General features: G+C 31.6%; 13 protein-coding genes. 12 read left to right on the plus strand and 1 reads right to left on the minus strand.

The features are described from left to right. Positions 1-88 precede the first annotated feature (88 nt). The 9 genes from RCG18_RS19890 (at position 89) to RCG18_RS19930 (ending at position 8,303) form a co-directional block, all read left to right on the plus strand. Positions 89-811, plus strand: a complete 723-nt coding sequence (locus tag RCG18_RS19890) for a DUF1266 domain-containing protein (protein ID WP_308037764.1) — start codon at positions 89-91, stop codon at positions 809-811. Between the two features lie 434 nt (positions 812-1,245). Then, a complete protein-coding gene (locus RCG18_RS19895; RefSeq protein WP_308037765.1) occupies positions 1,246-1,779 on the plus strand; it encodes a GNAT family N-acetyltransferase in 534 nt (177 codons plus the stop codon). Positions 1,780-1,915: 136 nt separating this feature from the next. Then, on the plus strand, positions 1,916-2,719 hold the full coding sequence (locus tag RCG18_RS19900) for an ABC transporter ATP-binding protein (protein ID WP_308037766.1): 804 nt from the start codon (positions 1,916-1,918) through the stop codon (positions 2,717-2,719). Continuing rightward, positions 2,703-4,181 carry a hypothetical protein gene (locus tag RCG18_RS19905; protein ID WP_308037767.1) on the plus strand — a complete coding sequence of 493 codons (1,479 nt, stop codon included), beginning with the start codon at positions 2,703-2,705 and terminating at the stop codon, positions 4,179-4,181. The genes RCG18_RS19900 and RCG18_RS19905 overlap by 17 nt, the downstream gene beginning before the upstream one ends. Before the next feature lie 14 nt (positions 4,182-4,195). Further along, positions 4,196-4,342, plus strand: coding sequence for a hypothetical protein (locus RCG18_RS19910; protein WP_308037768.1), 147 nt, complete (start codon positions 4,196-4,198; stop codon positions 4,340-4,342). Positions 4,343-4,362: 20 nt separating this feature from the next. Further along, positions 4,363-4,701 (plus strand): GerAB/ArcD/ProY family transporter, encoded by a 339-nt coding sequence (locus tag RCG18_RS19915; protein ID WP_308037769.1) that lies wholly within the window; start codon positions 4,363-4,365, stop codon positions 4,699-4,701. A 239-nt stretch (positions 4,702-4,940) separates the two neighbouring features. Further along, positions 4,941-5,171, plus strand: a complete 231-nt coding sequence (locus tag RCG18_RS19920; RefSeq protein WP_308037770.1) for a YheC/YheD family protein — start codon at positions 4,941-4,943, stop codon at positions 5,169-5,171. A gap of 158 nt (positions 5,172-5,329) precedes the next feature. Then, entirely contained in the window at positions 5,330-6,712 is a 1,383-nt protein-coding gene (locus RCG18_RS19925; RefSeq protein WP_308037771.1) for a YheC/YheD family protein, read from the plus strand. Between the two features lie 247 nt (positions 6,713-6,959). Next, positions 6,960-8,303 carry a DUF4434 domain-containing protein gene (locus tag RCG18_RS19930; RefSeq protein ID WP_308037772.1) on the plus strand — a complete coding sequence of 448 codons (1,344 nt, stop codon included), beginning with the start codon at positions 6,960-6,962 and terminating at the stop codon, positions 8,301-8,303. 244 nt (positions 8,304-8,547) lie between these two features. Here the strand turns inward: RCG18_RS19930 and RCG18_RS19935 are convergent, their stop codons facing one another. Then, complete coding sequence (locus RCG18_RS19935) at positions 8,548-9,999, minus strand: sigma 54-interacting transcriptional regulator (RefSeq protein ID WP_308037773.1); 1,452 nt, start codon at positions 9,997-9,999, stop codon at positions 8,548-8,550. Positions 10,000-10,345: 346 nt separating this feature from the next. On the opposite strand from RCG18_RS19935, the gene RCG18_RS19940 reads away from it, so the two are divergent. The 3 genes from RCG18_RS19940 (at position 10,346) to gcvPA (ending at position 14,671) form a co-directional block, all read left to right on the plus strand. Continuing rightward, positions 10,346-11,836 carry an amino acid permease gene (locus tag RCG18_RS19940; RefSeq protein WP_308042063.1) on the plus strand — a complete coding sequence of 497 codons (1,491 nt, stop codon included), beginning with the start codon at positions 10,346-10,348 and terminating at the stop codon, positions 11,834-11,836. Positions 11,837-12,456: 620 nt separating this feature from the next. Then, positions 12,457-13,239: a glucose 1-dehydrogenase gene (locus RCG18_RS19945; protein WP_308037774.1), complete on the plus strand. Its 783-nt coding sequence runs from the start codon at positions 12,457-12,459 to the stop codon at positions 13,237-13,239. Between the two features lie 31 nt (positions 13,240-13,270). Continuing rightward, positions 13,271-14,671 carry an aminomethyl-transferring glycine dehydrogenase subunit GcvPA gene (gene gcvPA, locus RCG18_RS19950; RefSeq protein ID WP_308037775.1) on the plus strand — a complete coding sequence of 467 codons (1,401 nt, stop codon included), beginning with the start codon at positions 13,271-13,273 and terminating at the stop codon, positions 14,669-14,671. Positions 14,672-14,694: the final 23 nt, after the last annotated feature.

Raw genomic sequence — 14,694 nt, forward strand, 5'->3', positions numbered from 1 at the left:
TGCATTATTAATCATATTTTGATATAATTTTCAAGTAATAGGTAAAATGTGACGAAATTACCAATGCATAAGAGGAGGTTATTTAACTATGATTAAATTAATTATTGTTTTACTTTTTATTATAGGATTCGTAGTCAAGGTGATTTTAGAAAGTAAAAAAGGCTCAAATTATAAGGGAAATTTAACACCTACAATGAGGTTTATTCTTGCAGCAGGAGCAAACACAGCTCAAGCATCGGATTGTGGGTGTGTTGATATTGGCGGAAATCCAGCTGATGCTTGGGCTAAAAAACATATGAGAAAATTATTAAAATCTGGTTGGAACATTAGGAATACTGAAGATTTAAAGGAAACTATTTCTTGGTTATTTAATGAAGGTCATAATAAAGAATGCATGGAAGTATATAATGAGTATAAAGTTAATCCAGAATCAGTGAAAAATAAAAAAATGAAAGATCTTGTATTTAGCAAAATATCAGAAAGCTATGAAAAGCAAGGTATCTTAGCATGGGATTTATGTAGAATATGTAATGTAGCAGGATGGGGATTTTTAGCAGAATATATTACATATGAAGAAGCTATTGAAATAAGTGTACAAGCTTGTAAGCTTTTACAAGAAAACTATAGTTCATGGGATGATATGATGGAAAGTTATTTTTTAGGACTTTTATATTGGAATAATGAGTTTTCTGTAACTAAAAATAGAAGAGATTGCTATGAAGCTAGCAAAAAAAATAAAGATAGTATTTATAATGTTCCGTGGGATACTGTACTTTCACATGATGATGTCATTCCACCAAGAACTAAATAGAACAATTTTAAAGGACAAGTTGATAAAAATTTCCAAAGTAAAGTAAGTAAAAAAGCCTATAAGCCTTAAAATAATAAGGTTTATAGGCTTTACTGTTTAAATGAAAAGATTCAAGGAATTTATACCAAAGATGTAATTTTGCAGTTTAATTTACTTTAATGTATAATTATGTGTGGACACTGGAACAAGAGCTTTGTTAAAAGGCTTTAAATCCCACAGATAAAAGACTAATAAAAATAATACGTAATATAGTGTAGTTAATAATTTAGTGTTTATAGCAATTTAAGTTACATTCTTATATAACAATGAGGACGTTAAGAAAAGAATTGAAGAATTACGACAACAACAAGTTAGCAAGGAAATGAATCAAAGAGTCAAGTCTAAAGATATCATTATAATGAAACAAATTGAGATCATAGAACGGAGGTATTGTATTGAATAGAAAAGTATTAGAATCAGAAAGATTGTTTTTAAAACCACTGTCTTTTAATGAATTATTATATATTAATAATAATGAGGTTAACAGAATTGAAACACCAATTGAGTTAGAAGCACTACCTGATTTTGTTAAATCTGCAATATCAAAAAAACTAGAGAAAATGCAAAAAGTTAATGATGACGTTCATGAATGGTACACATATTGGCTGATTATTGATAAGGACAAAGAAAAAGGTGTGGGATTTGTTGGATTTAAGGGAATACCGAATGAAACTGGTTATTCAGAAGTTGGATACAACATATCTCCTAACTACAGAAGAAAAGGACTAATGACGGAAGCATTGTCAACATTAACAAAATGGGCTTCAAATAATCCCGGTTGTAATGGAATTACAGCAACGAGAGTCTTAAAAACAAATATAGGGTCCAATAGTGTATTAAATAATTGCAATTTTACATTAGTTAGTTCCTCGGAAGAATCAAATAATTATGTGCTTACATTTGAACAAAATTCGTATATTATGGATTAACAATAAAATTATCAACAGATTATACGCAAAATAATAAATTATAAGCTACTAAATTATATGTAGTTTATGTATAAAACAAATAAAATCAGTCAGTGTATGACAATGAACACTAGATATAATACGGAGGAAGATTTTTATGGAAATTACTAAAGAACCTATTATAAACATAAGAAATTTAAGAATAAACTTTGGTGAAAAACAGGTGCTAAATGGAATAAATTTAGATGTCTATAGAGGTCAAATTATAGGGTATATAGGACCAAATGGAGCAGGTAAAAGTACTACGATAAAGATATTACTAGGGCTTATAGAAGGATATACTGGGGAAGTCAGAATTTTAGGGCAGGACATATCAGATGGAAATATAGAATATAAGAAAAAAATAGGATATGTTCCTGAAACTGCAGAAATATATGACAGCCTTACAGCAAGGGAGTACTTGACCTTTATAGGTGAGCTGTATGGTTTAGACTATGAGGATGTTGACCAAAAGGCTTTGAAGCTTATGAAAATCTTTGGAATAGAAGGAGTATATGATTCTAGAATGACATCATATTCCAAAGGTATGAAGCAAAAGGTGCTAATAATATCAAGCTTATTACATAATCCTGATATATTGTTTTGGGACGAGCCCTTAAGTGGATTAGATGCCAATAGTGTTATGATTGTAAAGGAAATACTAAGTGAATTAATGGCACAAGGGAAAACTATATTCTACTCATCACATATAATGGACGTAGTTGAAAAGATAAGTAATAGAATAATACTAATTAAAAATGGACAAGTAGCAGTTGACGGAAGCTTTGATGAATTAAAGCATAGGTGTAAGGATGGGTCTTTGGAGGATATATTCAATGAGTTAACTGGATTTAAAGAGTATAAGTCAATAGCTGAGGAGTTTGTATCTATAGTTAGAGGTGAAAATGATGAAGGACTTTAAGGTATTGAAGTTTTTAGACAGATTTAAAGGCTTTTTTGAAAAAATCGATGTAGATTATGATGTAATGAGAAAGATATTACAGGTAAAGTTTATTATGGATAGAAGAAGAGTTTCTACCATAATGAATAATTCATCAAAAAATGGAAGTGAGAGTGAAAATAGCTTTAATAAATCCTTATTGTTTTATGCACTTGTCGGTTTAATTATAGTTCCTGTAATTTGGGCAAAAGAGAATTTTATATTTCAAATGAGTTTTGTTTTTGGAATATTAATGTTTATGATTACAACTACTTTAATTTCTGATTTTTCTTCAGTGCTTTTAGATGTGAGAGATAAGAATATTATATTCTCAAAACCGGTAAACAGTAAAACCTTAAGTATGGCAAAGGTTTTACATGTATTAACTTATATGGTTCTTATCACTTTTTCATTATCAGGTGCAGGACTTGCCGTAGCATTATATAGACATGGCATTTTGTTTTTTTTAATGTTCTTACTAGAAATAATTCTTATGGATTTATTCATAGTAGTTCTAACAGCTTTATTATATTTGTTGATACTAAAGTTTTTTGATGGAGAAAAGCTAAAGGACATAATAAACTCTGTTCAAATAATTTTATCTATAACTATAACTGTAGGTTATCAATTTATAGGAAGATTATTTGATTTTACTAATATACATATGGCGTTTACGCCAAAATGGTGGCAGTATTTTATAATGCCTATATGGTTTGGAGCTCCTTTTGAATTAATATTACGTGGTAATCATAATATTTATTTTATAATACTTTCAATACTTGCAGTGCTGGTACCTGCAGCTTCAATAATTATATATATAAAACTAATACCTACTTTTGAAAGAAGTTTACAAAAACTAAATAATAATAGTGGTAAATCTAAAAAAGGAAATATAAAAATATTTGACAGATTATTAAAGGTAATTTGTTTAAGTAGAGAGGAGAGGATATTTTTTAGATTTGCATCTAATATTATGAGCACTGAAAGGGAGTTTAAACTTAAGGTGTATCCTTCCCTAGGCTTTGCTATAATTTTTCCTTTTATATTTATATTTAATCAATTAAAAAACTTAGGCTGGAATGGTATAATTTCCAGTAAGATGTATTTAAATATATATTTTTGTGCATTATTAATTCCAACGGTAGTTATGATGATGAAATATTCAGGAGGATATAAAGGAGCTTGGGTTTATAAAGCGATTCCTATTAAAAGTGCTGCAGACATATTTAGAGGAACATTAAAAGCATTTATTGTTAAGCTGTTGTTTCCTGTATATATTGTTGAATGCATAATATTTATGTGCATATTTGGAGTAAGTATATTCCCGGATTTAATTGTAGTATTTCTAAATATATTATTGTTTACAGTGATTTGCTTTAGGACACTAAAAAAGGCATTACCTTTTCGGAAGCTTTTGGAATTTCTAGTCAGGGTGAGGGGCTAGTAGTAATTCCACTTATGCTTTTACTTGGAGTTTTAGCAGCAGTACATTATTTTTGTACTTCCGTTAACTATGCAGTGTATGTATATATTGTAGTTATGATTATTGTAGATATGTTTGCATGGAAAAAAGCATTTAATATATCAAAAAGTATACAAAACTAGATAAAAAGAAGATTTTAGGGATGCTTTTTAGTATAATCACCTCTTTTTCTACTTTACAAATACCAGGACTTCTTACTTTTCACGCAGGAAGGGATGCATGGCTATCGGTAATTATTGCATGGTTTTTGGATGTGTTAGTAGATTTACTTTACACTTATATGGGAATCCGGTTTCCAGGTGAAAATTTTGTGCAGTATAGTATTACTATTCTAGGGAAATATTTTGGCAAAATAGTTGGAGCAATGTTTCCTATCTACTTCCTAATAGTAGCCTCAGCTTTAATGAGAGCTATTAGCATATTGTTCCCCCTAAAAGGCAAGTGCAATGCACTTGCCTTTATTATATGGTTGGCGTTATAATTCTGTAGCACATTTTCAAGGTCAAACATAGTATGTACTGAGAAAAAACAACCTCTAAAAAGTCTAGTTAAGGAGAAATGTTTATAGGAATTGCCAAGGTCAAGAATGCCTTAACATATGTTGTGAACTCAGTGATCATACTGTAACCGTTATTGATTAAGAATAGACAGGGAAAGTGAGAGGCTATACAGCACCACTGCAGAATTGCCCCAAAAATCTATACAATTACCAATTGGAGCTTGGGAGCAGATTGGATAAACTATGAAAAGGAATTCGGATCCTTTGGAGAAATCGGTATGGATATGGCAGTAGATATATATGGAGATATATGGTTTATAGAAGCCAATACAAGGCCGGATAAACTTCCAATACCAAGATTATGCGATCATCAAGAAATTCTTGCTGAGGCTGTCAATATTTTTGAATATGCTAAGTTTTTGACAAGTAATGTTACAATCTACACAAAATAATAGATTGTTTAAATAAAATTATACTTTTAAGAATCCTAACAAGGAAAGAACCAGATTGTTTTTAAGTAAAGTTTTGAATAAGTAGCATTTTGCTTTTAATATACTTTACGTTTCAATAGTTCACCTAATAATATAAAAATATGTTAGGAGGGATTGCTTTGGAGGTTCAAATTAAGAAATTATCAGAGAATGTAGATTCAAATATTTGCTATATGCCAAATGACATTTTTGCCCTTTTTAAATTATCTAAAAAAATCCTATATAAACTTCATCTTGGACAAAGTTATGAATACTCCTATATAATGCCAAAGGAAGAACACAATAAATGTATGTATTTTTCAAATTCAGTGTTTAAAAAATTACTGCTTTTTGAGGGCATTACATTGAATATCTGGAAAAATGGAGATGATATTTATCTTGGACCTGTGGTAGGGGTCTTTGTAAATCCTAAATTCACAACAACCATTAAAAATGGAAAGCCCTCTTTTTTTACACAAAAACATGCTGAGGCAGGCAATAAAGCAAACTGTCTATCATATTTCTATTCTATTGAAGAGATAAACTGGGATGAAGGAAAGATAAAGGGATACACTTTTGTTCAGAACTTGAATAAGTGGAGATGCGATTGGTTCCCAATGCCAGATGTTATATATGATAGAGGAGTGAATTTTAATGAAGATCAAAAACCCTATGTGAAGTATATGAAACAGCAGTTTAGAGCGAATAATGTTCATTTTATAAATAGCCCAAGATATTTGAGCAAATGGAAAGTTTATGAATGCTTATCAAAATATCTGGATGTGAATATTTATTTACCTAAGACAACTATTTATAGAAGTTTTAGTGACGTTTTGTCCATGTTAAACGAATATGAATTTATTTTTGTTAAGGCCTCTAATGGAAGTCTAGGAAAACAAGTATTATCTATAGAACAAATTGATAAAAAATATAAACTTAACTTCAACGAACATGGTTTAAAAGAAATTATACTAAAAGAAATAGAAGATGTAAAAATGTTTGTAGAAAAGTTTGTAGAAAAGTTTGGTAAAGAAAGACAGTTTGTGGTACAGCAAGGAATCAGGCTATTAAAATATAATGGGCGTAATATGGATATTCGTGTATTAATGCTTAAGGATAGACAGGGAAAGTGGAAGGCTTCACATCTCCACTGCAGAATTGCCAAAAAGACCTATACAATTACAAATAACAGCTTGGGAGCAGCTTGGGAAAAATATGAAAAGGCATACCCTTACCTTAGCAGCCCATTTTCCAAGAGAAGCATTCCTGATAAAGAAGAACTTATAAATGCAACTAAGAAAGTTCTTTATTATTATGAGAAGGAATTCGGATCCTTTGGAGAAATTGGTATGGATATGGCAGTAGATATATATGGAGATATATGGTTTATAGAAGCCAATACAAGGCCGGATAAGCTTTCATCGCCAAAAGGACATGATCCGAAAAAAATACCTTTTCAGGCTATTAGTATTTTTGAGTATGCTAAGTTTTTGGCAAGTAAAGTTACAACCTACACAAAATAATAGATTGTTTAAATAAAATCATACTTCTTTTTCAGATTGACATTCTATAATAATTCACTGACGGAAAGAAAGGTATATAAAGAAAGCACTAAGTTTTTTATACTTGGTGTTTTTTACGTTAATACATAAATATAATATTAATAATTAAAACCTGTCACGCATATTTAAGTAGTATCAGATCTTTTAATGAAATTACTAGCTTAAAATAAGAGTTAACATCAATTTTTGAAAGAGATTAAAAGATATTATGGGAATTTTAAAAGATGTCTTTAGTAGAATGGCTAATAAGTTGATAATATTAAACCTATGTAAGACTAAGAATTCTAATAAAAAATACCCTATAGCAGATGGATCATTTATTCAAGATGATATGGTGGAAAAGTGGAATGATTCAAAATGGCAAAGTGAATTTAATTATTTAAAAGAAGCCAAAATGCATTACGTTATTATGAACACTTCTATTACCGAAGATCATTTAACCAAAACTATCTACCCAACCCAAATTTCTGGGGGACAAATGGAATATCCAGGTGTAGATATTGTTGACATGTGTCTTAGAAATGCAGAGAAAACCGGTATTAAGATTTTTTTAGGCATTAATTTTAATAAGGCTTGGTGGGAAAAAGGACCTAGAGATCCTGTATGGCTTTATGCTCAAATGGAAAGAGGAAACGTGATAGCTGACGAATTATATACTAAATACTATTACAAATATCCTAATGCTTTTTACGGATGGTATTGGGTATATGAGGTAGATAATTTAAATTTTAAAACAAAGGATGATTTTTCTGTATTAGCTAAAGCAATTGATATTAATTTAAAACATTTAAAAGAAAAAAATCATCGATTACCGTTGATGTTATCACCTTTTATGAATTCTATTTATGGAAGTGCTGAAGAATATGCAAAAAACTGGGCCTATTTATTTCAGCATACAGATTTAGAAAAAGGGGACATATTTTGTCCACAAGACTCCGTTGGCGGCGGGGGACTAAAAATAGATGAAGTAGATCACTGGTTTGCAGAATTAAGAAAGGCTGTAGATACTAAAACAGGGTTATTATTTTGGGCTAATACAGAAACCTATAATCATTTAAATTGGTCTAGTGCTCCTCTCAATCGATTTATAAGACAGATGGAAATTGAAAAACCATATGTAGATAACATTATAACTTTTGCATATTGTCATTACTATAGTCCTAATAATATTGATAAAGGTTTCCATGAAACTTATTTAAAATATGTTAAAAGTGGGCGGTTAGAAAATTGTAAACCAACACCCCCAAAGAAAGTTAAAGTTAGAGAGGTGGGGGAAAATAAATTTTTAATTTCTTGGTACCCTGCCCGTGATAACATTGGGATATATGGATATGAAGTTTATAGAGATAAAAAATTAATTTTTTCTACTAATGTAGATAGAATATTCAAAGGAAAAGAAGGGAAAAAGGAAGGACTTGTAATGAGTTATATAGATAAGGTACCCTTAAAAGATAAATTTAAAGAGCTTAGTTATGAAGTAAGAGCAATAGATTTCGCAGGAAATATATCAAAACCTAAAAAAGCAAAAGTATCCTCTTTGCAAATTCGGTAGACCAGGCCTCCCAAGTTAAAATCAGAGAGTTCCATAGAACGGATATAATTTGAGATAAAATCTATACGTACAAGTTGCTTAAATGAGGCTAAGCACGAACTAAAGGAACTCCCTTTGAAGTTCTTTTAAAAAGTCTTATATTATCAACATTATTCTTAAACAGAGCCATAGTTTTAAAAAGAGCATTTTTTCATAAAGCTAAAACACGAAAGTAGGAGGGGGTTTAACTGAATAAATCACATTTTTATTTATTTTGTATATCATATAAACTCACTTTTCTGTATAAGGTTCTAAGACCAATGCCTAGTTCTTTTGCTGCTAAGGTTTTGCCACTAGTATCCCATCCATATTTATCTAAAGTATTTTTTATAATTTGAAACTCAACATTTTTTATTTTAGGCTTTATATTTAAATTGTTAGTATTAGAATTCATAATAATTTTTTCTGTAAGGCTGATTGGAGCAATAATATTATTTTTCTCAACATTTACTGCATATTCAATGACGTTCTCAAGTTCTCTGACATTGCCTGGCCAATCGTAAGCTTTGAGAAAGTCAAGAGTTTTAGAGGAGAAGCCTTTAATGTTCTTGTCTAGTTTTTTGTTATATTTTTCTAGAAAGTAGATTGACAATAGTTCAATATCATTTTTTCTATAACGAAGAGGGCAAATATTAAAAGGAATTACATTTATCCTGTAATATAAATCAGCTCTAAATTCTTTTTCACTAATCATATCCTCAATATTTTGATTAGTAGCAGCTATTACTCTAACATCTATATTAATTGGACGTATTCCACCTACACGGTAAATTGTATAATCCTGCAGTACTCTTAATAATTTAGCCTGTGTATATAAAGGCATTTCACCTATTTCGTCTAGGAAGATTGTACCTCCCTGTGCCAATTCAAATCGACCAGGTTTTCCACCTTTTCTTGCCCCTGTAAAAGCTCCTTCATCATAGCCAAATAGTTCGCTTTCAAATAAGTTTTCAGGGATGCTTGCACAATTAATCGATATAAAAGAAGAATTTGCCCGTTTGCTTGTGTAATGAATTGCTTTTGCAAATAGTTCTTTTCCTGTGCCTGTTTCTCCTGTTATTAGAACCGTAGATGAACTATTAGCTATCTTACTAACTCTTTCTTTAAGCTTTTGTATATCATTACTTATTCCTTTTATTTTATTTAGGTGATCGTTAGATTCTGTATCACTAGGTATGTCTACTGTGGAATTCAATAGTGAATTTGTATAATCAAAGGACCTGTATTGGTAATCATTTATAAAAAGGCTTTCTATCAAATCAGAAACTTCATTTATGATATCAATATAAATATTGATATTATCAGTTAATTTCATTCGGCCTTCTTTGGTAAAGGAAGTTAGGCAAAGGACTCCTATAGGGTTATCTTTATATTTTATTGTATTTAAAATCTCAATTGTAGATGGACATTTATTGTCAAATCTACAACCATTACACTCAAGCATGTGGCCAGGTTTGTTCACTAAAGTACGTCCATTTGAAAAAACTTTTTTGATAGATGGACTATGAACTTCAAGGCCTTTATATTTTAAATAATTTTTTGTAGATATTATTAGATTAAAGTCATCATCAATAATTGCTGATTCAATATTAAGGGAAGTAGAAAGAAGGTTAAGCAATTTTTCTATAGTCGGTTTAACCTTTTTGAGTAAATCCATAAAACCCCTCCTAAAAATCAAAACTTTGGCAGAGTCTATGACAAAAATGGCAAGAGTATCGCAAACAACATTTTAATTGAATTATAAATTAGTAAAAAAAATTAGAATTTATTTGGCATGAATTTTGCTATTTACATCATATATATAAATTAACTTATACGGAATTTATTATATATTATAACAAAAAATGTAATTAAGATAAAGTTCTGTATTTACTAAGAATTCAAAGTTAGGTAAACCAACGTTTGCACAATTACGCAAACGATTAAAATAATTAATAAAGATAAGGGGGAAAAAAATGAGCAATATTGAAGGACCAAGTAATAAGCATCATAGTAGTCTACAGATAAGGAATACTGAGAAAAGGGATGGGGAACTTCGTCGTAGTTTACAAGCAAGACATCTTAACATGATTGCAATTGGAGGTGCAATTGGAACAGGGCTTTTTCTTGCTTGTGGTAATGCTGTAAGCTCAGCTGGACCAGGTGGCGCACTACTTGCATTTGCTGTCATGGGTATGCTTGTGTATTTTATGATGCAATCTCTTGGAGAGATGGCAACACTTATTCCAAGTTCAGGTTCTTTCGAAACTTATGCTACAAAATTTATAGATCCAGCCCTTGGTTTCGCCCTTGGTTGGAACTACTGGATTAGTTGGTCTACAACAGTAGCAGCAGAGTTGGCTGCCAGTGCACTAATTATGAAATTTTGGTTTCCTAATATCCCAGGTTTGTATTGGAGTATTCTGTTCTTAGCAATTTTATTTACACTTAATGTTCTTTCAGCAAGGTCCTTCGGTGAGGCAGAATACTGGTTTGCAGGCATAAAGGTTGCAACGGTAATTATATTCCTTGCAGTAGGCGTACTTATGATAGTAGGTATTCTAGGAGGTACATCTCCTGGGTTCTCAAATTGGGTGGTTTCAGATGGCAAAGGCAATACCGGTCCTTTTATAGGTGGTGCAGCAGCTATATGTATAGCATTTTTTACAGCGGGATTTTCTTTCCAGGGAACTGAACTTGTTGGTATTGCAACGGGAGAGTCTGAAAATCCAGAAGTAAATGTTCCAAAGGCTATAAAAAACGTATTTTGGCGAATATTATTATTCTATATAGGTGCTATTATAGTGATAGGCTTTTTAATCCCATGGACAGAGCCTAACCTATTAAAGAGTGGTGCCATTCAAGATGTTGCTATTTCTCCATTTACACTGGTATTCCAAAAGACAGGAATAGCTTTTGCAGCATCTCTCATGAACGCAGTAATTCTTACTTCTGTTTTATCAGCAGGCAACTCAGGACTGTATGCTTCAACTAGAATCCTATATTCTATGGCTAAAAACGGTAAGGCTCCTAAGATGTTTACAAAAGTAAGTGCTAAAGGAGTTCCAGTATATGCACTAATGTTCACAACACTTGTAGGTACGCTTTGCTTTTTTTCATCCTTTGTAGGTGACGGAACTATATACACATTTCTAGTTTCAGTAACTGGTGTAGCTGGTTTTATAACCTGGATTGGAATTTCAGCCTGTCATTATAGATTTAGAAAGGCATATATTGCACAAGGCGGAAAGCTTGAGGATCTTAAGTTTAAGGCTAAGTGGTATCCTTTTGGACCGATAGTAGCAGGAGTACTCACAGTATTAGTAATTTGCGGTATGAATTTAAGTGCTTTTACAGGTGATAAGATCGACTGGGTAAGTGTTATATTTAACTATATAGGTGTACCAATATTCATTTTAGCTTGGATAGGATATAAGATTGTCAGGAAAACAAAGGTAGTGCCTTTAATGGAAGTAAATTTCTCAATGGACGAGACAAATAGGGAATCCAAATAAATATAGAGAAACTAACTAGAAAGTTGACTTAGTAGCTCTATATAGAATGTTTTAACTGACTTGTATGTAAGTGAGTGTTCGTTGAACACCTATACATATAAGTCAGTTTTTATTTTAGCTTTGCTTATAGTTGTCACTTGTAATGCCAAATATGGCAAAAAAGTAAAATGTAAATTGAATCAGTATTGATAATATCATTGGAAATGTTTGGCACAAATTTTGCTTTAGAGTTATACATAGATATCCAACTTGGGTGTTTGACTTATTAGCGGTATTCATAGGAGTACCTCTTCTGTACTGTTAATAATTTTAGTTATCTCTAAGGCTTGCTGCTAAGAACCTCAACAATCTTAAATAAACTCGCTGTGCTCAAACAGTATTTAAGATTGTAGATGTTCTAAAGCAGCTTCGCCAAGAGCTAACATAAAATCATTAAATGTACTGTCAGATGTACCCCTATGAACACCTTGATTAAGTCAATTATCGAAGTTGGATATCTATAGGACTAGTTTAAATTATTTATAAAATAATTCTTCTTTATGATGAATATAAAATAGAGATGAGAATTTTATATTCATAAGGATATTAGCATCACAATAAAAATAATGGGGGGTTTTACTATGTTTAGAGATAAAGATGTACTTTCATTGGAAGGAAAAGTTGCAGTGGTAACAGGAGGAGCATCAGGAATCGGTCGTGCAACTTGTGAACTTTTAGCTGAATACGGAGCAAAGGTTGCTATTCTTGATATTAACGAAGAACTTGGGAAAAAATCAGAGGAAGAAATAATTAAAAATGGAGGGCAAGCTTTTTTTATAAAAAATAATGTTGTATCAAGAGAAGATTGTGAAAGAACTGTAAATATTATTAAGGATAAGTATGGAAGAATTGATATTCTATTTAATAATGCAGGAGTAACAAAAAGAAAGACTGTAGTTGATCTTGAAGAGTCAGAGTGGGACTTTGTAGTTGATGTTACTTTAAAGGGTGCCTACTTAATGTCAAAATATGTAATTCCAGTAATGGCTGAAGGCGGCGGTGGAAGTATTATAAATACTGGTTCAGGCTGGGGATTAAAAGGTGGAGATGATGCTGCTGCTTATTGTGCTGCAAAGGGTGGAATTGTTAATTTAACTAGAGCAATGGCAATAGACCATGGAAAGCAAAATATAAGAGTAAATAGCATTAATCCTGGCGATACTAATACGCCGCTATTAAGAGATGAAGGACGTCAGCTTGGCATTGATGATGAAGAATTCTTGAAATTATCAGCTGCAGGAAGACCACTTGAAAGACTTGGAACTCCAAAGGATATAGCTAATGCAGTGTTGTTTTTTGCTAGTGATCTCTCTACATGGATTACAGGAGCTGCTCTTGTAGTTGATGGCGGTGGCCTTGCATAGATAATGAAATTTAGATAGGGGGTAAAAAGATATGCCTATTAAAGGATATAAAAATCATCCTTATATTCCTAATTCAAGTGTAGAAGTTCAAAAGGAAATGTTAAGAGAAATTGGTCTTGAAAATCTTGAAGATCTTCATGATGAAATACCAGAGGAATTGAAATTAAAAGGTAATATGGAACTGCCTGAGTGTTATCCTTCAGAATATGAGTTAAAAAGACATGTTGAGGGTATAATCGGAAAAAATAAAACCTGTAATGAAAATTTGAATTTTTTAGGTGCTGGTTGTTGGCAGCATTTTGTGCCAGCGGTGTGCGACGAAATTAATTCAAGAGCTGAGTTTTTAACTGCATATGGTGGTGAACCTTACGAAGATCATGGCAGATTCCAAACACTTTTTGAATATCAAAGTCTTGTAGCTGAGCTTGTTGATATGGATGTTGTAAATGTTCCTACTTTTGATTGGGCACAAGCGGCTGCAACTTCTATTAGAATGGCATTTAGAATAACAGGAAGAAATGAAGTTTTAGTTGCTGGAACAATTGATGCAGATAAATTACTTATTATAAAAAATTATTGTGCACCACAAATTAAATGCATACTTGTGGATTTTGATTCTAAAACAGGACAGATAAATTTAACTGATCTTGAAAATAAGTTATCACAAAATACTGCTGCTGTTTATTTTGAAAATCCATCTTTCTTAGGATTTATAGAAGATGCAGGAGCGGAAATATCAAGAAAAGCACATGAAGCTGGAGCAATTAGTATTGTTGGTGTTGATCCAAGTTCCCTTGGAATTCTCCAGCCACCTAGAAAATATGGTGCGGATATAGTATGTGGAGACTTGCAGCCACTTGGAATTCATATGAACTATGGTGGTGGCCAATCAGGATTCATTGCAACCAGAGATGAAGAAAAATACGTAATGGAGTTTCCTTCCCGTTTATTTGGTATGGCTCCAACAATAGTTCCAGGAGAATATGGTTTTGGTGATGTTGCCTATGAAAGAACTTCCTTTGCATTAAGAGAAGGTGGAAAGGAATACGTAGGCACACAAACAGCTAGTTTGGGTATAACTGCAGGTGTTTATCTATCTTTAATGGGACCTAAAGGAATGGAAGAATTAGGACAGACAATAATGCAGAAATCCCAATATACAATAAAAGAATTAAATAATATTAAAAATGTAACAGGGTCATTATTTACTTCAGTATCTTTCAAAGAATTTGTTGTTGATTTTAATAAAACTGGAAAAACAGTTAAAGAAATAAATAATAGGCTTCTTAATAAAGGAATATTTGGAGGTTTAGATCTTTCTAAAAAATTCCCAGGGCTAGGTCAAGCTGCTTTATATTGTGTAACTGAGATTCATTCAAAGAGAGATATAGACAGACTTGTAGGTGCTATAAAGGAAATTGTTGAAGAATAGTAGTTATATTTTTAGGAAGGGAG

This window comes from Clostridium sp. OS1-26 (genome assembly GCF_030915445.1).
Lineage (GTDB): Bacteria > Bacillota > Clostridia > Clostridiales > Clostridiaceae > Clostridium_AM.